At 63.0% G+C, this 21,155-nt stretch carries 22 protein-coding genes and 1 other RNA gene; 8 read left to right on the forward strand and 15 right to left on the reverse strand.

Annotated features, from left to right (window positions below; all coding sequences use genetic code 11):
* Positions 1-78: 78 nt before the first annotated feature.
* The 5 genes from EN885_RS21300 to EN885_RS21320 all read right to left on the reverse strand — a co-directional run bounded on the left by EN885_RS21300 (position 79) and on the right by EN885_RS21320 (position 4,002).
* A complete protein-coding gene (locus EN885_RS21300) occupies positions 79-267 on the reverse strand; it encodes a DUF2065 domain-containing protein (protein WP_126105936.1) in 189 nt (62 codons plus the stop codon).
* 6 nt (positions 268-273) lie between these two features.
* Positions 274-1,218 carry a protease modulator HflC gene (locus EN885_RS21305; RefSeq protein WP_126105935.1) on the reverse strand — a complete coding sequence of 315 codons (945 nt, stop codon included), beginning with the start codon at positions 1,216-1,218 and terminating at the stop codon, positions 274-276.
* A complete protein-coding gene (hflK, locus tag EN885_RS21310; RefSeq protein WP_126105934.1) occupies positions 1,218-2,321 on the reverse strand; it encodes an FtsH protease activity modulator HflK in 1,104 nt (367 codons plus the stop codon). Before hflK ends, EN885_RS21305 begins: the two co-directional genes overlap by 1 nt.
* Positions 2,322-2,464: 143 nt before the next feature.
* Positions 2,465-2,983 (reverse strand): dihydrofolate reductase, encoded by a 519-nt coding sequence (locus EN885_RS21315; RefSeq protein ID WP_126105933.1) that lies wholly within the window; start codon positions 2,981-2,983, stop codon positions 2,465-2,467.
* Positions 2,983-4,002 (reverse strand): DUF4424 domain-containing protein, encoded by a 1,020-nt coding sequence (locus EN885_RS21320; RefSeq protein ID WP_126105932.1) that lies wholly within the window; start codon positions 4,000-4,002, stop codon positions 2,983-2,985. Before EN885_RS21320 ends, EN885_RS21315 begins: the two co-directional genes overlap by 1 nt.
* Before the next feature lie 134 nt (positions 4,003-4,136).
* Here EN885_RS21320 and cobF point away from each other — a divergent pair, with 134 nt between their 5' ends.
* Complete coding sequence (cobF, locus tag EN885_RS21325) at positions 4,137-4,910, forward strand: precorrin-6A synthase (deacetylating) (RefSeq protein WP_095483378.1); 774 nt, start codon at positions 4,137-4,139, stop codon at positions 4,908-4,910.
* 36 nt (positions 4,911-4,946) lie between these two features.
* Here cobF and EN885_RS21330 read toward each other — a convergent pair whose 3' ends face one another.
* The 6 genes from EN885_RS21330 to EN885_RS21355 all read right to left on the reverse strand — a co-directional run bounded on the left by EN885_RS21330 (position 4,947) and on the right by EN885_RS21355 (position 9,553).
* Positions 4,947-5,288, reverse strand: a complete 342-nt coding sequence (locus tag EN885_RS21330) for a winged helix-turn-helix domain-containing protein (RefSeq protein ID WP_095483377.1) — start codon at positions 5,286-5,288, stop codon at positions 4,947-4,949.
* Between the two features lie 90 nt (positions 5,289-5,378).
* Entirely contained in the window at positions 5,379-6,491 is a 1,113-nt protein-coding gene (gene modC, locus EN885_RS21335) for a molybdenum ABC transporter ATP-binding protein (RefSeq protein ID WP_128243756.1), read from the reverse strand.
* On the reverse strand, positions 6,488-7,192 hold the full coding sequence (gene modB / locus EN885_RS21340; protein WP_095483375.1) for a molybdate ABC transporter permease subunit: 705 nt from the start codon (positions 7,190-7,192) through the stop codon (positions 6,488-6,490). The genes modC and modB overlap by 4 nt, the downstream gene beginning before the upstream one ends.
* A 16-nt stretch (positions 7,193-7,208) precedes the next feature.
* A complete protein-coding gene (gene modA, locus EN885_RS21345) occupies positions 7,209-8,003 on the reverse strand; it encodes a molybdate ABC transporter substrate-binding protein (RefSeq protein ID WP_095483483.1) in 795 nt (264 codons plus the stop codon).
* Positions 8,004-8,301: 298 nt separating this feature from the next.
* Complete coding sequence (locus EN885_RS21350; RefSeq protein WP_095483374.1) at positions 8,302-9,096, reverse strand: thymidylate synthase; 795 nt, start codon at positions 9,094-9,096, stop codon at positions 8,302-8,304.
* A gap of 145 nt (positions 9,097-9,241) precedes the next feature.
* On the reverse strand, positions 9,242-9,553 hold the full coding sequence (locus tag EN885_RS21355; RefSeq protein ID WP_095483373.1) for a DUF2853 family protein: 312 nt from the start codon (positions 9,551-9,553) through the stop codon (positions 9,242-9,244).
* Positions 9,554-9,722: 169 nt separating this feature from the next.
* On the opposite strand from EN885_RS21355, the gene ssrA reads away from it, so the two are divergent.
* Positions 9,723-10,081, forward strand: a transfer-messenger RNA (tmRNA) gene (ssrA, locus tag EN885_RS21360).
* A 136-nt stretch (positions 10,082-10,217) separates the two neighbouring features.
* A complete protein-coding gene (locus tag EN885_RS21365; RefSeq protein ID WP_095483372.1) occupies positions 10,218-10,766 on the forward strand; it encodes an AAA family ATPase in 549 nt (182 codons plus the stop codon).
* A 65-nt stretch (positions 10,767-10,831) separates the two neighbouring features.
* Here the strand turns inward: EN885_RS21365 and EN885_RS21370 are convergent, their stop codons facing one another.
* Positions 10,832-12,037: a multidrug effflux MFS transporter gene (locus EN885_RS21370; protein WP_128243755.1), complete on the reverse strand. Its 1,206-nt coding sequence runs from the start codon at positions 12,035-12,037 to the stop codon at positions 10,832-10,834.
* A 162-nt stretch (positions 12,038-12,199) separates the two neighbouring features.
* On the opposite strand from EN885_RS21370, the gene EN885_RS21375 reads away from it, so the two are divergent.
* The 4 genes from EN885_RS21375 to EN885_RS21390 all read left to right on the forward strand — a co-directional run bounded on the left by EN885_RS21375 (position 12,200) and on the right by EN885_RS21390 (position 14,050).
* A complete protein-coding gene (locus EN885_RS21375; protein WP_128243754.1) occupies positions 12,200-12,889 on the forward strand; it encodes a TetR/AcrR family transcriptional regulator in 690 nt (229 codons plus the stop codon).
* A gap of 118 nt (positions 12,890-13,007) precedes the next feature.
* A complete protein-coding gene (locus EN885_RS21380; protein ID WP_128243789.1) occupies positions 13,008-13,541 on the forward strand; it encodes an SspB family protein in 534 nt (177 codons plus the stop codon).
* A gap of 18 nt (positions 13,542-13,559) precedes the next feature.
* On the forward strand, positions 13,560-13,805 hold the full coding sequence (locus EN885_RS21385) for a DUF4169 family protein (protein ID WP_095483369.1): 246 nt from the start codon (positions 13,560-13,562) through the stop codon (positions 13,803-13,805).
* Between the two features lie 20 nt (positions 13,806-13,825).
* On the forward strand, positions 13,826-14,050 hold the full coding sequence (locus EN885_RS21390) for a ribbon-helix-helix domain-containing protein (protein ID WP_128243753.1): 225 nt from the start codon (positions 13,826-13,828) through the stop codon (positions 14,048-14,050).
* 2 nt (positions 14,051-14,052) lie between these two features.
* Here EN885_RS21390 and EN885_RS21395 read toward each other — a convergent pair whose 3' ends face one another.
* The 3 genes from EN885_RS21395 to EN885_RS21405 all read right to left on the reverse strand — a co-directional run bounded on the left by EN885_RS21395 (position 14,053) and on the right by EN885_RS21405 (position 20,348).
* Positions 14,053-18,192 carry an AsmA-like C-terminal region-containing protein gene (locus EN885_RS21395; RefSeq protein ID WP_128335214.1) on the reverse strand — a complete coding sequence of 1,380 codons (4,140 nt, stop codon included), beginning with the start codon at positions 18,190-18,192 and terminating at the stop codon, positions 14,053-14,055.
* Between the two features lie 116 nt (positions 18,193-18,308).
* Positions 18,309-18,830 (reverse strand): hypothetical protein, encoded by a 522-nt coding sequence (locus EN885_RS21400; RefSeq protein ID WP_126105922.1) that lies wholly within the window; start codon positions 18,828-18,830, stop codon positions 18,309-18,311.
* A gap of 105 nt (positions 18,831-18,935) precedes the next feature.
* Positions 18,936-20,348: an FAD-linked oxidase C-terminal domain-containing protein gene (locus EN885_RS21405; protein WP_126105921.1), complete on the reverse strand. Its 1,413-nt coding sequence runs from the start codon at positions 20,346-20,348 to the stop codon at positions 18,936-18,938.
* A 98-nt stretch (positions 20,349-20,446) separates the two neighbouring features.
* Between EN885_RS21405 and EN885_RS21410 the strand changes: the two genes are divergently transcribed.
* The gene (locus EN885_RS21410) at positions 20,447-20,935 is read left to right on the forward strand and encodes a thioesterase family protein (protein ID WP_128243146.1); all 489 of its coding nucleotides are present in this window, start codon (positions 20,447-20,449) and stop codon (positions 20,933-20,935) included.
* Positions 20,936-21,155: the final 220 nt, after the last annotated feature.

Here is a 21,155-nt window from a genome sequence, read left to right on the forward strand (position 1 = left end):
AGAAATACGGCACGTTTGCGGCTATGGCTATCGGCATAGGATAAATCCTCCGTTATCCGAAATCATAGTCCGATCACGTCACCCACCACGCACCAGCCAGACGATGCCGACGCCAACGGCGATTGCGATCAGCCCGGCGATCCGCAGCGCACTCTCCGGCATCGACAGAACTTCGCCGGCAAGTTTCTTGGCGAGGCCAGGAAAGCCGCCATAGACCAGGCCCTCTACGACGAGAACCAAGCCTATTGCCGCCAGAAAATCCTGCACCGGCCGTTACTGGCCGGTGCCTGGCTGCGCTGCCGGCGCAGCAGATGCTGCGGGCGGCGCTGTCGGTGTATCCGCGCCGGCAGGGTTGCGGAAGAAACGGAAGAATTCCGAATTCGGCGACAGCACCATCGTCGTCCCGGTATTATCCAGCGCCGTGCCGTAGGCATTCATCGACCGGTAAAAGCCGAAGAAGGCCGGATCGCGCTGGTAGGCGTCCGCGAAGGTGGCGCTGCGTTGAGCTTCGCCTTCACCACGCAGGATTTCAGACTCCCTCCGTGCCTCGGCGACGATCTCCACCACCTCGCGGTCGGCGCGAGCCCTTATGCGCTGCGCCGCCTCGTTGCCGCGCGCCCTCAGCCGCTCGGCTTCGGCCAGACGCTCAGCCTTCATGCGGTCGTATGTCTGTTGCGAGACTTCCGCCGTCAAATCGGTTCGGCGAATGCGGACATCCTCGATCTGCAGGCCGAGCGACGTGGCGTCGGGCCTCAGTTGATCGCGCACTTCACGCATCATCACGGCTCGCTCTTCCGAGAGCGCCGCCTCGAAGTCGCGCAGACCGTAAACACGGCGCAAGGCGGCGTCGAGACGCGTCCTCAATCGTGCCTCGGCCAGCTCGATCTGACCGGACACAGCGGAGCGGAATACGCGCGGATCCGAGATCCGATAGGCGATGAAGGCGTCGACCTCATAGAACTTGCCGCCCGAAACCTGGACGCGGATGTTGTCGAGGTCGAAGCGCAGCACCCTGTTTTCGATCAACTGCACGCTGTCGGCATCGAAGAAGGCGAACGGCGCCTTGAAATAGATGCCCGGCTGGCTCTTGACGTCGACGATCTCGCCGAACCTGAGCACCAGCGCCTGCTGGCGCGCATTGACAACGAAGACCGACGAATAAAGCAGGAACAGGATGACCGCTGCGATGACGGCGATGATGGGAAGACGGTTGGCCATCACTGGGTTCCTCCGAGGACCGGCGCCGGCGCCTTCTGCTGCAATGCCGGCAGCGGCAGATAGGGAACAACCCCTTGTCCGTTGCCTTGCTCGATAATGACCTTGCTGGAATCCTTCAGAACCCTCTCCATCGTTTCCAGATAAAGCCGCTGGCGCGTCACATCCGGCGCTTTGGCGTATTCGTCATAGACCGAGATGAAGCGCTGCGCCTCGCCTTCGGCCTCCTGCACGACCCGGTTCTTGTAGCCGGCCGCCTCCTCACGGATCTGTGCGGCCTCGCCGCGTGCCTGGCCGAGCTTCTGGTTGGAATACTGGTTGGCCTGCTCGACGAACTTGTCCTCGTCCTGTTCGGCGCGCTGCACCTCGTCGAAGGCATCGGCCACTTCGCGCGGCGGTGCGGCATCCTCGATCGAAATCGCGTTGACGTTCAGGCCGGCCTTATAGCCGTCCAGCGTCGTCTGGATGATTTCGCGCACTGACGCCGCAATGCCCTCGCGATCGTCGCGGAAGATGTCCTGCGCCGGCCGTCGACCAACCGCTTCGCGCATGGCGCTTTCGGCGACCTGCCGCAGCATGCCATCGGGATCGGACACGTCGAACAGATAGGCCCGAGGATCGGAGACCTGATAGGCCACAGAGAACTGGACATTGACGATGTTCTGGTCACCAGAGAGCATCAGGCCTGAACCGTTGCCTGAGGCCGTGCCGCCACCGATGTCGACGAGTTGTTCGGCGATGACGGCGGTCTCGACCGTTTCAATGGGCCACCAATGGAAATGCAGGCCTGGCTGGGAGAGCTCAGCCTTTGGCACGCCGAATCTGAGTTCGACCGCAACCTCGTCGGGCTGCACGGTATAAACCGCCTTGAACGCCCACAGCACGACAAGCGCTGCCGCGATCAGCCCGAACACGGCTGGGCTTGCGCCACCGCCACCCGGCAAAGCACGCCGCAACCTGTCCTGGCCGCGCCGGATGATGTCTTCGAGATCGGGAGGCGAGCCCTGCGGACCGCTTGGCCCCTTTGGTCCCTGCCCCCAGGGTCCTGGATTGTTGCCGCCGCCCCATGGGCCGCCGCCTCCGCCGCTTTTGTCATTCCAGGGCATGAATGTCCTTTCGCTCCCTCACGCGCCGGCCTGACGACGCAAAAATCCAGTATGGTTCTTCTATAGGGACGCGACGGCGCGCTTTCAACGCGATCGGTCGTCGTCACCGTCCGTTTTGGACCGTCGCGACCCTTTATCGTCTCTCAATGCACGTCGCGGCGTCGCTCGTAAACCGAATAGCGTGTCGCATGGCTATCCTTTTCACCGGCAGGAATGTCCTGCGAGCGGACGATGCGCCACGAATCCGGGTCGATAGGCGGGAAATGCGCGTCGCCGTCGACCGCGGCAAGGATATGGGTGACATGCAAGCGGTCGGCCAGCGGCAGCGCCTGGGCATAGATCTCGCCGCCGCCGATGATGCAGATTTCGTCGGCGCCTGCCATGCAGCGCCCGCGCACCTTCGCCAGACCGATCGCGTCGTCGAGCGAATGCACGACTTCGACGCCCTCGGCGCGCCAGGTCTTGTCGCGGGTGACCACGACGTTGAGCCTCCCAGGCAGAGGCCTGCCGATGCCTTCATAGGTCTTGCGGCCCATGATGATAGGTTTGCCCATCGTGTCGGCCTTGAACCGCTTGAGATCGCTGGAAAGTCGCCACGGCAAACCGCCGTCGCGCCCGATCACGCCGTTTTCGGCGATGGCGACATAGATCGCGACGTCCATCAGCCACCGCTCCCGCCATCGCCGCTATCGGTAGGCACCAGCAGCAAAATGTCGATGTCGCGCTCGGGGTAGAAATTTTGCGCCGTCATCTCGAAACGCGTCGGCCCGACTTTCCTGACGTTTTCGCCACAGAACGAGACCAGGTTCTTCGGGTCGCCCTTGTCGACAGTCAGCTTGAATTTGCCGATGGTGCCCGTCGCCCAGTTGCCGCCAGTGGTCAGGATATAGGCGATGCGGTTTTCGAAATATCTCGGAGTGCCGTCGGGATTGCCCTTCGCTGCCTTGCGGATCGCATTCTCGAACGTCTGGTCCATGCAGTAGCGGGTCTTATAGGCGGCGTATTGGCCCTGGAACTGGCCGTCATAGAAGAAGCTGACCGAGGAGGTGCCGCCAACGCTCGGCTTGTAGCGGTGGGCGACGCGGACTGCCTTGTTGGCTGGAAAGGTCGAGCGCCACCAATAGGTCGAGCGCAATTGCCAGAACGGCACGTAGACGGTCTTCATGCCCGAACCGTCGTCGGCGGTGTCCTCGATGATAAGGCCGCGATCGACCCAGTCGTCGGCAACCGCTTGCGGCAGCTTTGCCAATGCCGCCTTGGCCGCGTCGCCGAACGGGTAAAACGGCACGTTATGCGCCTTCAGATCGGCGCTGATGTCGATGCCGAGCGCAAACGCCTTCTGCTCAAGCTGCGGTTTTGCCACCACGCCGTCGATCGTCACCTCGAAGCCGAGGAAATTGTCGCTCTGACCGTCGGGAATCGCCGGCATCTCGTTGGGATCGCCTTCGATGTCGGGCATCGGGAAGGCGACGATCGCGTCGACATCCCTGTCGGTGTTGTTGCGGAAGACATAGTCGACCGTCACCTTTTCCGGCGAGATATAGAGATCCTCGCTCTCCATCGCGACGGCGTCGCTGCGCGACAGGATCAGGCCGCCCGTTCCCAATTCGGCGATTGAATCATTGGCGAATACGGGCGTGGCCGAGAGCGCCAGCGCTGCGGTCAGGACATAACGGAACATGGAAGCTCCCTTGGCGAGAATGCCGGTATGACTCTAGCCGTTTCAATGTGGAGTTTCAAAGCCCTTCCGCGCACTCGTCGGCGCTTGCCAGGCTTGTCTGGACACCGACGTTCCGATCGGGCAGGAGTTCGGCCATGCGCAAGCTTCTCGTCATCGGCATCGGCGCCGGCAATCCCGACCACATGACCGTGCAGGCCATCGACGGCTTGAACCGCGCCGAGGTGCTGTTCATTCCCGACAAGGGCGCGAAGAAGAACGATCTCGCAGAACTGCGCCGCCAGATCTGCGACCGATTCGTCACCAATCCAAACTCGCGCCGCGTAGAGTTCGACGTGCCGGTGCGGGCCGAGCCGGCCCCCTCCTATCGCTCGACCGTCGACGACTGGCACGAGGCGATCGCCGCGATCTATGAAGGCCTGATCCGCGATGAGCTTTCGCAAAATGGCTGCGGCGCCTTCCTGATCTGGGGCGATCCCTCGCTCTACGACAGCGCGCTGCGCATCCTGGAGCGCGTGCGCATGAGAGGCAATGTCGAGTTCGAGCTCGAGGTGATCCCAGGCATCACCGCTGTCCAGGCGCTCGCCGCCAGCCACAGAACCGCGCTGAACCGCATCGGCGATGCGGTTCAGATCACCACCGGCCGTCGGCTCACCGAGGAAGGCTTGCCCGACAATGCCGGCAGCACCGTCGTCATGCTGGACGGCAAATGCGCCTTCAACACGCTGGACGACAAGGACCTCGTCATCCACTGGGGCGCCTATCTCGGCACGCCCGGCGAGATCCTGATTTCCGGCCGCCTCGGCGATGTCGGCGACGAGATCGCGAAGACACGCGAGGAAGCCCGCCGGAAAAAGGGCTGGATCATGGACACCTATCTGCTGCGCAAGCCCGGCGAGCCTGAGGAGTAGGAGGGGTAGGCTTGGCCGGCACAGACTCCACCGACCTCACCCGGCATCGATCTCCGCCTGCAGTGCCTCCATATGCGGCGCCGCCGCGGAAGCCGCAGCCCGTTCGATGGCGCGAAAGCGGCTGACCACCGCGAGCCCCACCGAGGTCAACTGGGCGCCGCCGCCCTTTTTCCCACCGGTCTGCGCCGCGACCAGCGGCTTGCCGAACACCCGGTTCATGTCCTCGACCAGATCCCAGGCGTGTTTGTAGGACATTTCCATGCCGCGCGCCGCAGCCGAGATCGAGCCGAAGGCGGCGATCTGCTCCAGGAGCTCGATCTTGCCCGGCCCGATGCGCCCTTCTGGATCGAGGTTTATCCGCAAGCTCAGCGACGGCATTCCACTCCTCCGCAGTCACGCCGCAGCCATACTAGAACCTCTCCAGCGATACCGCTATTCCAAATCGATATAGCGACAACCATCCGCCCGTTATCCATCCGCCTCGACAGGCAAGCCGGCGCCTGTGTTCGCCCGGTCGAAGCTTACCGTCTTGACCACCGCGTAGACTTTTCGACCGAGCTGAAGTTTCAGCCTCTGTCGTGATTGCTCGGTGATCCGGGCAATCACGGTTGCGCCATTGCAGTCGATGCCGATCTCGACCGTAGGCCCTTCGCCCGGTTCTATCGCCACGATCGTGCCCGGCAAGATGTTGAGCGCGCTGAGGCCCGTCGGCTGTCCGGTGGCGATCATCACATCGCGGGCACGGATGCGGATGCGCACCAGCGCGCCGACCGGCGTTGTCAGAAGCGGCACGCGGATCTCGCCCGCCGCAGAGCCAAGCACGGTCATGCCAAAGACTTCGTCGTGGCGCAGCACCGCGGTGTCCAGCACCGCGCCGCCCTCGCCGCGCTCTTCTGCCGGCAACAGGTCGAGCCGCTGCATGATCGCCCCGGTCGGGCCGCAAGCAGCGACTTTGCCTCGCGCCAGCACAACGACGTCGCTTGCCAGCCGCGCCACCTCAGAGATCGAATGGCTGACATAGACGATCGGGATTTTCGTCTCGTCGCGCAGCCGCTCGATATAAGGCAGGATTTCTGCCTTGCGGGCCTCGTCGAGCGAAGCCAGCGGCTCGTCCATCAGCAACAATTTCGGGCTGGCGAGCAGCGCCCGGCCGATCGCCACGCGCTGTTTCTCGCCGCCGGAAAGGTTCGCCGGCCGCCGGTCGAGCAAAGGACCGATGCCGAGCAGTTCGACCACCGCATTCATGTCCGCATAGCGTTCCGCCGTGGGCGTGAACCAGTGGCCGTAGCGCAGATTGCTGGCCACGCTCATATGCGGAAACAGCCGCGCATCCTGGAACACCATGCCGATGCGGCGCTTGTGCTTCGGCACGAACAGGCGCGCATCAATATCGACCAGCACGCGGCCGTCGGCCTCGATCCGCCCCTTATCGGGCCGGATAAGGCCGGCAATCATGTTGATCAGCGTTGTCTTGCCGGAGCCCGAGGGCCCGAACAGCGCGGTCAGCCGCCCGGCGCTCTCGAAGCGGGCGTCGACCTCGAAATTGCCAAGCCGATGGCTGATATCGACCACGACCGTCATTCGGTATCCATCCGCTTGCCGACGCGCCGCGCCAGCACTTCCGACGCGACAAGTGCTGCCATCGAGATGACGATCGAGATCAGCGTCAGCCTGAGCGCGCCGGCATCGCCGCCCGGCACCTGCGTGAACGTGTAGATCGCCGATGGCAGCGTCTGCGTCTCGTTGGGGATGTTGGAAACGAAGGTGATCGTTGCGCCGAATTCGCCCATCGCCTTAGCGAAAGACAAGATCGCGCCGGCGATCAGGCCGGGCAGGATCAGCGGCAGCGTGATAGTCCCGAACACCCACAGCGGATTGGCGCCAAGCGTTCCGGCTGCCGCCTCGATTCTGCGGTCGACCGCCTCGATCGACAGCCGGATCGCCCGCACCATCAAGGGAAAGCCCATGACAGCGCAGGCCAGTGCCGCACCCGTCCAGCGAAAGGAGAAGACAATGCCGAAATGCTCGGCCAGAAAGGCCCCGGCCGGGCCGCGCCTGCCGAAGGAGAGCAGCAGCAGATAGCCGACAACCACCGGCGGCAGGATCAACGGCAGATGCACCAGCCCGTTGAGCAGCGTCTTGCCCCAGAATTGTCCACGGGCGAGCACAAGCGCGATCAATATGCCGGGCGGCAGGCTGGCAATCATCGCCACTGTCGCCACCTTGACGGACAGCCGGACCGCATTCCATTCGTCGGGAGTGAGGTCCAGCAGCCAGTTCATCTTTTGGCGTCGTGCCTCAGTTGCTCGGCGTAAGGACCGTGAAACCCTGCGCCTTGAAGAGTTCGCCAGCCTTGGCGGACTGCAGGCATTTCAGGAATGCCGGCGTGTCCTTGTCCTTCGAATCCGCCATCTGGGCAACCGGGTAGACGATCGGCGGATGCGAATCCTCTGGGAAGGTGCCGACCACTTTCACGCCGGGCTCGGCGTGCGCGTCGGTGGCGTAGACGATGCCGAGCGCTGCCTCGCCGGTCGAAACCAGCTTGAGCGCGGCGCGCACATTCTCGGCCTGCGCCACCTTGCCTTCCACCGAGGACCAGACGCCGAGCGATTCAAGGGCCGCCTTGCCATATTTGCCGGCCGGCACCGCCTTGAAATCGCCCATGGCAAGCCTGCCGTCGCCGATCAGCACGGCAAGATCAAAACCCGTCTCGATCCTGGTTTCGACCGACGAATCCTTCGACGCCACCAGCACGATCTGGTTGCCGAGCAACTTCACTTCGGTATCCGGCTTGGTCAGCTTCTTGTCGGACAGATATTTCATCCAGTCGAGGTCGGCCGAGATGAAGACATCGGCCGGCGCGCCGCCCTCGATCTGCTTGGCCAATGCGGAGCTTGCCGCATAGGAAATGGTTGCCGCCTCGCCGACATCGGCCTCGCAGGCAGTGTTCACGGCATCCAGTGCGTTCTTCATGCTTGCGGCGGCGAAGACGATCAGTCTGTCATCCGCATGGGCAACCGGCATGGCGGCGATCAACATCGTCGTGAGACCGCCAATGGCAGCCGCCTTCAATCCGAAACCCTTGCGCACCAGCATGAAACTCTCCCGGATTTGAAAATCTGATCGGCGCGAGCCTGACAATCGATATATCCACGTGAATATAACAAGGGAAGGCTTTTTGCCAGACTTAGCCCGGACAATGGCTCAGTTAGTGGCCCGGTCAATGGCATTGCGTGTTGTTGGCACCGCTTACGATCAATTGAGGTGGATACAGCGCAACGTTGCGGGCCGGTGCCGTAGGTCAAAGCATCGGATATCGTGGTCGGCATCGACGAACGGACAGCAGCCGAGCGATTTGAGACAGGATCGGGAAAAGCCCGATGTTTGCGGCTCACACCGCGATCGGCGCCTTGATTGTCGCATCGGCGAGGTAGTTTTCCAGCCGGAAATCCTCGAAGCGGAAGGCAAAGAGGTCCTTCACCTCCGGATTGATCCATAGCGTCGGCAGCGCCTTGGGCGTGCGGCGCAACTGTTCGCGCGCCTGCTCGAAATGATTCGCATAAAGATGCGCGTCACCCAGCGTATGGACGAAATCGCCGGGCTTCAGCCCCGTCACCTGCGCCACCATCAGAGTGAGCAGCGCGTAGGAAGCGATGTTGAACGGCACGCCGAGAAAGATATCGCCGGAACGTTGGTAGAGCTGGCAGGAGAGCCTGCCCTCCGAGACATAGAACTGGAACAGGCAATGACAGGGCGGCAGCGCCATGGCTTCCACTTCGGCCGGGTTCCACGCCGAAACGATCAGCCGTCGGGAATTAGGATTCTTGCGTATCTCCTTCAAGAGATTGGCAATCTGGTCGATGGCGCCGCCATGGCCGTCCGGCCAAGAGCGCCATTGCTTGCCATAGACCGGGCCGAGGTCGCCATTCTCGTCGGCCCATTCGTCCCAGATCGAGACGCCGTGGTCGTTGAGATATCTAGTGTTGGTGTCGCCCGCCAGGAACCACAGAAGTTCATGCACGATCGACTTCAGATGAAGCTTCTTGGTGGTGGTGACCGGAAAGCCGCGCGCAAGGTCAAAGCGCATCTGGTAGCCGAACACCGAGCGCGTTCCGGTGCCGGTCCGGTCGCCGCGATCGGCGCCGTTTTCCAGCACGTGCTTCAAGAGGTCGAGATATTGGCGCATCGGCTTCGGCTCGATTCGGGTTACCGGCCATCATAACCGACTGGCTGCCGGCCGAACATATTAAAGCGCAGAATGCTCCAACAAACAGTTACACTCTGGGGCTGGCGCGAAAATCGCGCCAGCATCCGCCGCTGCAGGATGATCCTCAGAGGCTGGCGAGCTTGCCCAGGTCCTTGGCGACCAGGTAATAGAAGGTCACACGGCTCTTGGTGTTGTCGGCCTCCATCGCCTTGCAGGTCTTTTCGATGGCCGCGTCCGCCTTGCTGCCGTCGGCGATGCCGAGCTTTTTGGCAACCCAGTTGGCCTTGACGCGATCGAGTTCCTTGGGATCCGTGCAGGACACCAGCGAGGAATCCCGATTTCTGAGCGCAATGCCCAAATGCTTCACGATCTTGGCGACCGCGTCGGCATCTGCCGCGGCGTCGTACTTCTTTACGTCTGCGAAATAATCGGCCATCAAATTTCCCCTCGTCGGCGCCACGGGATCCGGTCGATGAGGGTTGTGGCGCGCTGCCGCAAAATGTGCGCTAAGTCGGTAACGCCTCACCGCCGCAAAGCTTCGGTTGAGACCGTTCACAAGTCAAGCCTTCGCGATGCCGTTTGACTCAGCGACAAAGCATCATTGAGGCCTTTCATTTTCCACGATCGGTCCCTATATCTGTTTGGTCGGCTTGACCGACTATGGCGATAAACAGGCGATGAAATAAGCCGTTCGGACCCGGGGGCGGTACCCGGCGCCTCCACCAAAAACCGCTCTTGTTGAAGAGCGGCTTTTGCTGGGGGCGAAATAGGATCGACGAAGGTGTAAAGATCGTACTTTTGCCCGGCATTGTACCACCGTTATCGGGCTAAACTTATAGTTGCCAACGACAACTATGCGGAAGCACGTCTCGCCGCGTAAGCGGTGCGATAGCTTCAATTCAAGCCCTAGTGGTTCGCACTTCTAGGCGGGGTTCGGAGGTACCTGGCAACAGAAACCTCCACTTCTCCCCCTTCGATTTCCCCCTTTCGATATTATGACGGCAGCAGGCTTGTTGGCCGCGCTTCTTGCGCTGCGCCCCGTCGCGAAGCTGTCTTGCTGGCAAGTGCGGGCTGCCGCATTCATCCAAAGGACCAAAAGAATGCAAAACGATTCCGATCGATTCTTCGTGCTGACCGGCGGTCCGGGTTCCGGCAAGACCACATTGATCGAAGCCTTGCGGACGGCCGGCCTCGCCACCTCGCCCGAAGCCGGACGCAGCATTATCCGCGACCAATCGGCGATAGGCGGCCTTGCCCTGCCCTGGCAAGATCCGGCACTGTTCGCCGAACTGATGCTGTCCTGGGAAATGCGTTCGTATCACGCAGCGCTCGAACAGAACGGCCCCGTCTTCTTCGATCGCGGCGTGCCGGACACCCTTGGCTATATCAGGCTAACTGGCCTGCCGGTGCCCGGCCACGTCAGGAATGCCGCCGAACGCTTCCGCTACGCCAGTCATGTCTTCATCGCACCACCTTGGCCGGAGATCTTTCGGCAGGACAGCGAGCGAAAGCAGACCCTCGACGAGGCCGAACGCACCTATCATGCGCTCACCAGTGTCTACACGGAATTGGGCTACGAGCTGATCCCGTTGCCCTTGGCGCCGGTCGAGGCGCGACTCCGATTTATCTTCGCCGAGGCAGGCTTGTAGCTTGATCTCAGACGTTAAAAAGGCCGGGAATGACCGGCCTTTTTCTGTCGTCGATAGCGATTGCTTTATTCGGCGGGCGCTTCGACAACCTCTCGACCACGACCGAGCGTCACCTTGGCCAGCGTGAAGGAGATCACCGCGCAAAGCGTGATGCCGGCCACCATCGGCAGCGGTGTGCCGTCGAAGAACACCCCGGCGATGCCCATGGCGACCGCACCGATGGCGAAGTGCAGCGTGCCCATCAGCGCCGAGGCCGTGCCGGCGATCGCGCCATGCTCTTCCATGGCCAGCACCGAAGTCGTCGGGATCACCAGGCCGAGGAACCCGTAGCCGACGAACAGCAGCACCGCCATCACATCGAGCCGGTCGACGCCAGACGCCATCACGGCGAACAGCACCACCATCGTCGTCGCATAGCCGACCACCGCGACGCGCACCACGGGCCTTAGCCCGAACCGCTCGGACAAAACCCCCGTCAACTGCGACATGCCGATGAAGGCGACCGCGTTGATCGAGAAGAACACGCTGTAGACCGACGGAGACAGCCCGTAATGGTCGATCAGGATGAAAGACGAGCTCGACAGATAGACGAAGAAGCTCGCAATCCCGAAGCCGCCGATAGACGCCAGGCCAAGGAAGTTGCGGTCGCCCATCAGGAAGCGATAGGCCGAGAGCGCGGTGCCGAACGAACTGCCTGCGCGCGCCTCGACCGGCCGCGTCTCCTTGAGCGAGGTCGCCAGCAGAATGGTGGCAAGCATCGCTCCACCCGTTACCGTCCAGAACACGGCACGCCAGCCGAAATTCTCGATGATGACGCTACCGGTCAGCGGCGCCAGGATCGGCGACACCGAAAACACCAGCATCAAGAGCGACATCAGCTTGGCAGCTTCGGTGCCGGTGTGCAGGTCACGCACGATGGCACGAGGCACCGCCATGCCTGCGCTGGCGCCGAGCCCTTGCAGAAAACGGAAGGCGATCAGCCATTCGACCGAGGGCGCCAGCGCCGAGCCGATGCCGCCGACCATGAACAGCGCGAGGCCGCCATAGAGCGGCAGCTTACGCCCGACCATGTCGGAGATCGGTCCGACGACGATCTGGCCAAAGCCCATGGACAGAAAGAAGATCAGCAAACTCATCTGCACGGCAGCGGTGCTGGCCTGCAGATCCGCGCCGATCGAAGGCAGCGCCGGAAGATACATGTCGATGGCGAACGGACCGATCGCGGACAATAGGCCGAGCACGACCGCGATGCGGAGGAATTGGGGATTCATGATAGCGGGTTCTTTCAAATCTGGTTTGCCGCCGACCGGCGTGTAATCCTAGGACGTTCCATCCCGTGGAATTCCGACTTCTTCTGCAGGAAACCCCTTCAATCTAAGTCCATAAATTTAGACACTCTTGTCTAATTCGTCAATCACCTCTATATAGTTTTTATGAAAACCAACGTTTCTCCTGACACCATCCCGCCACGCGGCCACGAGGCCAAGCGCGTCTCCATCATGGACGCCGCCGGCGAGGTGTTCTGCCGCGAAAGCTTCGCCGGCGCCAACATCGACATGATCGCCGCCGAGGCCGGCGTTTCGCGCCAGACGATCTACAACCACCATGGCGACAAGGAGAAACTCTTCGTCGCCATCGTCCGCGACCTCACCGAGCGCTGCAATGCCGGCATCTTCGCCACCATTTCCACCTTTCCCGACCAGCCCAAGGATCTTGAAGCCGATCTGATCGCCTTCGCCGTGCGCATGAACCGCAACTGTGTCTGCAACCGCGATGGAAAATTCCTGCGCAAGCTGATCCAGACCGAGGGCGAGCGCTATCCCGAACTCTTCGCCGAATGGCGAGAACAGGGACCGGGCAGGACATGGCCAGCGATCGCCGCCCGCTTCGCCCGCCTCGCCCATGCCGGTTTCCTCGACATCGATGACCCTGATGTCGCGGCACGCCAGTTCCTGGCTCTTGCCAATGCCGAATTGCAGACGACCTTCATGCTCGGCGGCACGCCTGATGACGACGAGGTGCTGCAATCGGCGACACACGGCGTGCGCACCTTCCTGCGCGCCTTCGGCAAACGGCAGCCGGCTGCCGATGCGCAAAAGCACAACGCCCTCACCAGCGCTTGAGCGATCAAATCTGAGGCATGCCCTCTCGCATCTGCCCTGCCGGCGTCTATATCCGGTTTACGCCGCGCTCAAGCTTGATTACAGCTATGCAGACGATTCAATGGAACCCGACAGCCACATGGCCGACGACCACATCCGCTACGACATTCTGGCCCAGGAGGCATTGCGCGGCGTCATGCGCAAGGTCCTGGCCGAGGTCGCGCGCACCGGCCTTCCCGGCAACCATCATTTCTTCATCACTTTCCTGACCGGCGCCCCGGGCGTGCGCGTGTCTTCCCGCTTGCGCGAGCGCTATCCCGAACAGATGACCATTGTCATCCAGTTCCAGTATTGGGACCTGAAGGTGACCGACACAGGCTTCGAGGTCGGGCTGTCCTTCTCCGACGTGCCGGAAAAACTGGAAATCCCGTTCTCGGCCGTGCGCGGCTTTTACGACCCGTCCGTCAATTTCGAGCTCGAATTCGACGTGAAGACGGAGACCTCGGCGGATGAGGAATTGGCCGGCCAGCCCGCTTCCGAACCACTGGCCATCGTCGCCGAGAAAAAGCCTGAGAAGAAGAAGACCACTGAGGCCGAAAAGAAGCCTGCCGCGGCCGACCCCGCCGCCAAGGGCGCCGAGGTGGTGTCGCTCGACGCCTTCCGTAAGAAGTGATCCGACGGGCCGCGCGACATGGCCGACATCGTCAACCTCCGCCAGGCCCGCAAGCAGAAGGCACGAGCCGACAAGGAGCGCCTGGCCGAACAGAACCGGACGCTGCACGGCCGTTCCAAGGCCGACCGGGAGCGTGACCGTCTGATCGCCGACAAGGCAGAGAAATTCGTCGCCGGCCATCGCCGCAAAACCTCGAGCGATCCGGATTCCCCCAACATCGGACCGAAAAGTGCGCCGCGGTTTTCGGACAAATCCGATGCTTGAAGTGAAGTGAGTCACGCCCGGTGAGCCCGGTCGAGAAACGCTCGGTGACCATACGCGGCCATCGCACCAGCTATTCGCTCGAAAGGCCGTTTTTCGACGATCTCGTCGCCATTGCGGCAGCGCGCAAACTGACGCTCGCCGCCCTCGTCGCCGAAATCGACGAGGCCCGGCCGCGCGATGCCAACCTGTCTTCGGCGCTCAGGCTCTACGTCTTGGATTGGGCGAAGCGAGGGATGAAAAGGTAGATCTACCCGCCGCCCAGCGACTTCAGCAGACTGTCGATCGACGAAGGTTCAAGCTTGGGTTTTGGCGCGGATTCTGCTGGCGGTGGGTTGTCATTGGCCGGCGGCGGTTGAGGCGCGCGCTCCACTTTCTGCGCCCGCGCCGCGGCGGCCCTACGTTCGGCGGCGACCCTGCGTTCGGCGTCGAGTTTGGCCTTTTCTTCCGAAGCGATCCGCATCGCCTCTTCCGCCTTCCGGCGTTGCTGTTCTTCGGCCTTAGCCGCCTCGTCCGCCGCTTTTTGCGCCGCCTTGGCCTTCGCTTCGGCATCCGCCTTGGCCCTTGCCTCCGCCTCGGTCTTCGCTTTGGCCTCGGCTTCAGCCATCGCCTGCGCATCCGCCTTGGCTTTCGCTTCCGCTTCAGCCTGAGCCTTTGCCTCGGCTTCAGCTTTCGCCTGCGCATCCGCCCTGGCCTTTGCCTCGGCTTCAGCTTTCGCCTGCGCATCCGCCCTGGCCTTCGCCTCTGCTTCGGCCTGAGCCTTTGCCTCGGCTTGAGCCTTTGCCTCGGCTTGAGCCTTTGCCTCGGCTTCAGCCTTCGCCCTCGCATCTGCCTCGGCTTGCAGCCGCGCCGCTTCCTGCTGCTTGCGCAATTCCTCGGCTGCCCTGTCACGCTCGGCCTGCAGGGCCGCGTAGTAGCGCACCTCGCGCCGCAACCGCTGTTTTTCAAGCAGTGCCGCCTGCATGGCCTCGACCCGCTGCTGCTCCTTTTCAAGTGCGCGCTGGGTCAGAAACTGCGCCAGCGGCTCACTGTCGAATTGCCGCTTCGCGGCGCCAAACGGCCCATCGACGCTGAAATTCACAGTCGGATCGGAGCCGACCAGCGCTTCGTCGCCGGGCCGATAAGTGATCGAACCACTGGTGGCGACCGTGCTGGCATTCAGGTCCGCCGTGATGTCGGCGGACAGCGTCGCCGCCGGATTTTCAAGATTGACCGGCGGTGCCCTCAGCGTGCCGCCGGCAATTGTGAAGGCAATGTCCGTATCCCCAGCCGGAAAACTGCCGTTTGCGGCAATCTGCGGCGCGAAACCGGCGGTCTTGGCCGCATCGATATCGCGCCCGATCGCGTCGGCCTTGGCGATGAAGGCGCCAAAGGCGTCAGGATTGACGCCGGCAACAGTCAAGCCCTTCAGCGCCGCCGTGCCGGAACCGGACAGCGCCGCAATCATCGCATCGACCGATTTGCCGCTGGTCGAAAGCGTCGCCGAGAAATCGCCGCTTCCGCTGATGCCGGCCTGTGGCACTACGGTGGCCAGATCGGCCCCGGCAAGTTTCATCTGGCCGGAGAAAAGCCCGGTGCCGTCATTGTTCTTCAGCTCGAATAGCCCGGAAAGCGCACCGCCGGAGAACTTTGCCTTGAGGTCCGAGACGCGGATGCCTTCCTGGTCGAGCTTCAGCGAAAGCGCCGCGTCATAAGCTGTGGCAAACGGGCCGGCGACCAGCGATGCCGTGGTCAGGTCGAGTTCGGCGGTGAACGGCAGGCTGGACTTCCGGCCGAATGGGGCGGTCGGCCAAGCCCCGCCGGTGCTCAGCAAGGCCTGGTCGCCAAACAATGCCACCGCCATCGGATCGAGATCCAGTTCATCGAGCGCCAGCGCGCCAGCAAGATGCGGCACCCCGTCCTTGACGTCGACATTGACGTCACCTGAAACCGCCGCCTCGTTGATGGCGCCGCTGAGGCCGGACAACACCAGAAGGCCATTGCCGAAGTCGGCGTCGGCCGCAAGCCACGTCGACATGCCTGTCCCCATGCTCGGCAAGCCGACGCCTGTCGTCATCAGCCACGGCTCGATGTCGGCGGCTTCCAGGCTGACCTTGCCCTTGGCGGTGGGGCCTTGTGGCGTGCCGGCAACCGTCCCGTCGAAGCCGGCTTTGAAGTCGTCGCCGGCGAGGCTGAAGCTCGTCATCATGCCGCCGCCAAGCGTGCCTCTTGCCGAGATGTCGGTGGTCGCCTCGCCAACCATGCCGAGCGGCAGCGCCGGCAGGCCGTAAAGCGCTAGGAGCGCGGTTGCGTCGGCATTCCTGGCGTTGAACGTCAGCGACACCGGTGCCTCGAAAAGCCGATCGGCTACCCCTTTGCCGGACAGCGACGCCGAAAACGCCGAGCCGCCTGCCTTGCCTTGCGCGCTGACCGCCAGTCCCGTCGTGCCATCGCCATTGGCGGCGGCACTCGTCACCAGATCGACCCGCGCATCCTGGAACAGCTCGGGATAGGCCGCCCCACGCGCTGCCAGCCCCTTCAGCACGGCGTTGCCCGGATAGTGCTGCGCCGCGACATCGACCAACGGCTTGAGGTCGACGGCGACCACGGAGGCATCGAGCTTGCCGGTCGGGCTCGCTGGGAAATCCTTGATCCGGCCGGTGGCGCTGATCGAGGCGCCGGCAAGCCCGCCAACCGAGAGCCGGTCGATTTCGAGCAGACCGTCGCGCAATCTCAGCGCCGTATCGACCGTATCGGCGGTCAACCCGCCGGCATTGACCGGCCCAGCCTTGATCTGAAAATCGAGGTCGCGGTCGGAAAAACGGTTGGCACCCTTGTCGCTGATGAAGATCGAGGCGAAGGCGGCGAGGCCGTCGACATCGAGCTCGCCACCTTCGAGCCGCATCAGCACCGACGGCCTGGCATCGTCGGGCTGGCTGGAATCGATGCGGCCCAAAAATTTCGCCTTGCCGAGAACGAGCTCGAGGTCGCTGAAGGCCTGGCGCTTACCGGTCAGGTCGACCTTGGCCTTGAAGCCGGCGGCCGGCAGCCGGCGGATCGCCTCGTCGACATCCTTCGACAGCCAGGCGGCAAAGCCGGAAGGCTGCCCCACGGCCAGAAGCAGCGAGCCGGTGAAGCCGAAATGATCCTCGACGCTAAGCATGCCGTTTGCTTCCAGCCTAGCGCGGCCGGGCAGCGTCGCGGCCAGCGACTTCACCGACCAGCCGGCATCGGCCGGCTCGGCGGAAAGGCGGACGTCGCGAACCGTCGTGTCGCCGGCCACCACCGCCGGCAGCTTCACCTCGACGGTGCCCGGTATGGTCGGCTTCGGCAAATCGAGCAGCGCCTGCTCCAACGCCGCGACACGCGCCGACAGCGTCAGCCCAGTGCCGGCCGGGGCACCAACCGCCTCATCGAACTGTACCTGCGCGCCATTGGCCTCGATCGAAAAGCGAGGGTTCGGCCCAAGCTCGACGGCAGCCTTGCCGTCGGCGGTGTAAGGATTGTCGAGCGGCCCGGTCTCGAAGCGGAATTCATCGACACCAAGCTTCCGGTGGTCGAGCGAGAATTTGCCGTTCAGCCTGAATCCCGGCTCCGGCTTGCCGGCGCTGGCCTTTATCGTCCCACTGTCCGCGCCGTCAATCAGCGCCGAACTCTTGTCGGCGCCATTCTTGTCAGAACCTGCGACCTTGAACTGGCCCGAATAGATCGCGGCGCCGTTGACGATACCGGCATTGCCGTCGGCCTCGACGACCAGCGGATAGGCATCCGGATCGGCCTTGAGCCTGAGCCGCATCTGCCCGTCGCCGCCGGCCCTGCCTGTGGACGCGATGACGGTGCTGCGCAGGCCGTCGAGCCGCAGCGAGCCGTCCATCCGCCAAGGCCCGGCCAGCGATTTGGCAGAGATCGTCGAATTGATCTCGGAAATGAGATGGCTGCGCCCGCCGGCGGCATGGCGCAGCGCGATCTCTCCGTCCGTCACTGTCAGCTTCTCGATCGAGATCTGGCCGGGATCGAAGGGCGACGACGGGCGTATCGCCCAGTCGACCGTGCCATCGGCGGCAACGTCGATCGTCGCCTTCGGCCGCACCAGCCGCATGTCGAAGATCAGCACCTCGCCGCTCAGGAAGGGCGCCAGTTCCGCATCCATCGAAAAGGTCTCGACGGTCATTGCCGGCTGGCCGCCGGGGCCGCCGGCAACGGTGACGTTCGAGAAGGTCACCGAGGGAAACGGCAGCAGTTTCGCCGTCGCATCGCCTTGAACGGTTACCTTGCGGCCCAGAATGGCGCTCGCCTCGCGCTCGAAATCGGCACGGTAGCCCGTCCAGTCGATAAAATACGGCACCACCAGCGCCGCACACAGCACCAGCACGAAAAGGCCACCGAAGATCACGAACAGGCGTGCGAGCATCAGCTCCGAAGCAGTTGATTGAAAATCAGCCGCACTCTACCCGCATCCGCGTGTCGATAAAGTGGCAATTTCCCGGCCGACAGGCTTCTAGAGCAAAAGATGGTAGCCAAGAAAACTCAGCGAGCGTCGCGCTTTGCCTGCGCCACCTTGGCCGCCTTGCGCTGTCGGCCGAGTTCCATCGGCCGAACCAGGTTCGGCGCCCTCTGGTTCACCACCGCCCGCATGCCTTTGTGTGCGGTGCGCGTGTTGAACTCAGGACCGTCTGCCGCAGCGCCTTGCTTCATGGACAGCGCCTTGCGTGCATTGTCGACCAGCGAAACACGCGCCGCCAACTGGCGGCGGCGTTCGGCCTCGCCATTGAGCCGCCGCATGGCCATCGCCAGAACCTCGAGCTTCAGCTGCGAGCCACCGTCGGCCTTTGAGGCGGCAGCTCCTTTTGGCGCACCCTTGCCGCGTATCTCGCGGCGGCGCCGATGCGCCTCGCCCTGCGCCTTGTCGCGCCGCTCCCGCAACAGCTTGACCAGGCCGGAAAGCTCGGCGTCGGCAAGATCCTGCACCGCCGGATGGTGCGACTTCTCGACGAGAGCATGTTCGTCGGCGCTTAGCGCTCGAGCCTCTTCCTTGCGTGAAATCGCCATGACACCATTCCTCCGTCTGTGACGCCTGCCTCAAAACCTCATGTCCTTGGAGCCTCGGTCCAAATGGTGGTGCGGTCAAGCCGAGCACCATTTGATCTTCGTCCACTATGCGGCCGGCAGTATCTTCCCAGGGTTCATGATATTCAGCGGGTCGAGCGCTTGCTTGATCGTGCGCATGATGTCGACGCTGTGGCCGAGCTCATGGCGCAGGAAGCCGACCTTGCCCTGTCCGATGCCGTGCTCGCCGGTGCAGGTTCCATCCATGCCGATCGCCCGCATGTTCAGCCGCGCGACAAACTCTTCCGTCGCCGCGATTTCCTTCGGATCGTCCGCGTCCATCAGCACCAGCACATGGAAATTGCCGTCACCGGCATGGCCGACGATCGGCGCGATCAGTCCCATTTCGGCAATGTCGGCCTCGGTTTGCGTGACGCATTCGGCAAAGCGCGAGATCGGCACGCAGACGTCGGTCGACAGCCCCTTGGCGCCCGGCCGCAGCGTCAGCGACGACCAATAGGCGTCGTGCCTGGCCTTCCACAGCTTCGTTCGCTCCTCGGCGACACTGGTCCACAGGAATGGTCCGCCGCCATATTCTTCGGCGATCATGCCGAAGGTCTCGGCCTGCTCGGCAACGCCGGCGTCGCTGCCATGGAACTCGACGAACAGGCACGGGCTTTCGGGATAGTCGAGTTTCGAATAGCTCTTCATCGCCCGCATCTGCAGCGCGTTGACCAGTTCGATGCGCGCCACCGGAATGCCCATCTGGATCGTCGCGATCACAGCGTTGCAGGCCGCCTCGACGCTGGGAAACGGGCAGACGCCGCCGGAAATCGCCTGCGGAATGCCCTGCAGCTTCAGGGTCAGCTGGGTGATGATGCCGAGCGTGCCTTCCGAGCCGATCAGGAGCCGCGTCAAATCGTAACCGGCCGAACTCTTTTTTGCGCGCTTTCCGGTCGTCACCGTCTCGCCGTCGGCCATCACCGCCGTCAGCGACAACACATTCTCGCGCATCGTGCCGTAGCGCACCGCATTGGTGCCCGACGCCCGCGTCGCCGCCATGCCGCCGAGCGACGCATTCGCGCCCGGATCGATCGGGAAGAACAGGCCGGTGTCGCGCAGGTGCCGGTTGAGATCCTCGCGCGTCACGCCGGGCTCGACCGTGCAGTCGAGATCCTGCGGGTTGACTGCGAGGATGCGGTTCATCCGCGACGTGTCCAGCGAGATGCCGCCGCCCGGCGCGTTGGTGTGGCCCTCCAGCGAGGAGCCGACGCCGAAGGCGATCACCGGCACGCGGTGCGCTGCGCAGGCGCGCACGATCTCCTGCACCTCCGCCGTCGTCTCCGGAAACGCCACGCCATCCGGCGCCTGGGTCGGGATATAGGTGGTGGTATGCGCGTGCTGCGCGCGGATCGCCTCGCCGGTCTGGAACCGCTCACCCAGCCGCTGCTTGAGGATGCCGAGCACCGCGGCGATCCCTTCTTCATTGCGCTCGACCGGATTGAGGTCGCTCAGAGCCATCGATTCCTCCGCGAATGGACCAGCGCCCACTCTCGTTATTCGTTTATGGATGCGTAGTCTCACCGACCACGCTCTGTCCAGCGAGAAGGAAGTTTTCGATGCCCATCCCCGCCCCCTTCGTCTCTCGTGCCATGGCCATCGAAAAGGACTGGATCGACTACAACGGCCATCTCAACATGGCCTATTACAACGTGCTGTTCGATCGCTGCTCCGACAAAGCGTTCGAAATGATGGGAATGGGGATGGAGGAGTATGTGAAGCAGCGGCGGCTGACCATCTACACGGCCGAAGTCCATGTCTGCTATGTCAGGGAGCTGCATCTCGACAACAAGGTCATAGTCTCCTTCCAGCTCCTCGATCACGACGAAAAGCGGCTGAGAGCCTATCAGGAAATCCGCCATGTCGACGGCTGGCTCGCCGCCACTTCCGAATCGCTGTCGCTGCATGTCGACATGTCCGGGCCGAAAGTGGCGCCCTTCCCGGCTGATGTCCTGGCCAGGATCGAGGCCATGCGCGCCGCCCATGGCGCGCTGCCGATGCCGGAGCGCGCCGGCCGTTCGATCGGTATCAAGGCGCGCCGCGGTTAAAAGTGTTCCGAGGGCAATGCTAAGCCGTTGTTTTCATGCGTGTCGTTGCCCTAAAGCCACTATCCGCTGTTGACTGACAGCCATTCGTCGTAAGCCGGCTTGAACCGCGACCCGACCGCCGTTAACCTTACCGAGGTTTTAACGTGAACAAGCCGAATTGAGGCGTTGAACGACTCAGCACGGCGGTCGAGAACCGTCCGTATCGAGTTGCGATACGGGC

Source organism: Mesorhizobium sp. M6A.T.Cr.TU.014.01.1.1 (genome assembly GCF_004022765.1).
Classification (GTDB): domain Bacteria; phylum Pseudomonadota; class Alphaproteobacteria; order Rhizobiales; family Rhizobiaceae; genus Mesorhizobium; species Mesorhizobium mediterraneum.

Excerpts from the sequence above, each read along its gene's own strand:
- EN885_RS21395 (WP_128335214.1), bottom strand. The coding sequence starts at position 18,192 with ATGCTCGCACGCCTGTTCGTGATCTTCGGTGGCCTTTTCGTGCTGGTG.
- cobF (WP_095483378.1), top strand. The coding sequence starts at position 4,137 with ATGCGCAAGCTTCTCGTCATCGGCATCGGCGCCGGCAATCCCGACCAC.
- EN885_RS21320 (WP_126105932.1), bottom strand. The coding sequence starts at position 4,002 with ATGTTCCGTTATGTCCTGACCGCAGCGCTGGCGCTCTCGGCCACGCCC.
- EN885_RS21400 (WP_126105922.1), bottom strand. The coding sequence starts at position 18,830 with ATGGCGATTTCACGCAAGGAAGAGGCTCGAGCGCTAAGCGCCGACGAA.
- EN885_RS21330 (WP_095483377.1), bottom strand. The coding sequence starts at position 5,288 with ATGCCGTCGCTGAGCTTGCGGATAAACCTCGATCCAGAAGGGCGCATC.
- EN885_RS21365 (WP_095483372.1), top strand. The coding sequence starts at position 10,218 with ATGCAAAACGATTCCGATCGATTCTTCGTGCTGACCGGCGGTCCGGGT.
- EN885_RS21380 (WP_128243789.1), top strand. The coding sequence starts at position 13,008 with ATGGCCGACGACCACATCCGCTACGACATTCTGGCCCAGGAGGCATTG.
- EN885_RS21410 (WP_128243146.1), top strand. The coding sequence starts at position 20,447 with ATGCCCATCCCCGCCCCCTTCGTCTCTCGTGCCATGGCCATCGAAAAG.
- hflK (WP_126105934.1), bottom strand. The coding sequence starts at position 2,321 with ATGCCCTGGAATGACAAAAGCGGCGGAGGCGGCGGCCCATGGGGCGGC.
- EN885_RS21375 (WP_128243754.1), top strand. The coding sequence starts at position 12,200 with ATGAAAACCAACGTTTCTCCTGACACCATCCCGCCACGCGGCCACGAG.
- EN885_RS21355 (WP_095483373.1), bottom strand. The coding sequence starts at position 9,553 with ATGGCCGATTATTTCGCAGACGTAAAGAAGTACGACGCCGCGGCAGAT.
- EN885_RS21370 (WP_128243755.1), bottom strand. The coding sequence starts at position 12,037 with ATGAATCCCCAATTCCTCCGCATCGCGGTCGTGCTCGGCCTATTGTCC.
- modB (WP_095483375.1), bottom strand. The coding sequence starts at position 7,192 with ATGAACTGGCTGCTGGACCTCACTCCCGACGAATGGAATGCGGTCCGG.
- EN885_RS21315 (WP_126105933.1), bottom strand. The coding sequence starts at position 2,983 with ATGGACGTCGCGATCTATGTCGCCATCGCCGAAAACGGCGTGATCGGG.
- EN885_RS21405 (WP_126105921.1), bottom strand. The coding sequence starts at position 20,348 with ATGGCTCTGAGCGACCTCAATCCGGTCGAGCGCAATGAAGAAGGGATC.
- EN885_RS21350 (WP_095483374.1), bottom strand. The coding sequence starts at position 9,096 with ATGCGCCAATATCTCGACCTCTTGAAGCACGTGCTGGAAAACGGCGCC.
- modC (WP_128243756.1), bottom strand. The coding sequence starts at position 6,491 with ATGACGGTCGTGGTCGATATCAGCCATCGGCTTGGCAATTTCGAGGTC.
- EN885_RS21305 (WP_126105935.1), bottom strand. The coding sequence starts at position 1,218 with ATGGCCAACCGTCTTCCCATCATCGCCGTCATCGCAGCGGTCATCCTG.
- EN885_RS21385 (WP_095483369.1), top strand. The coding sequence starts at position 13,560 with ATGGCCGACATCGTCAACCTCCGCCAGGCCCGCAAGCAGAAGGCACGA.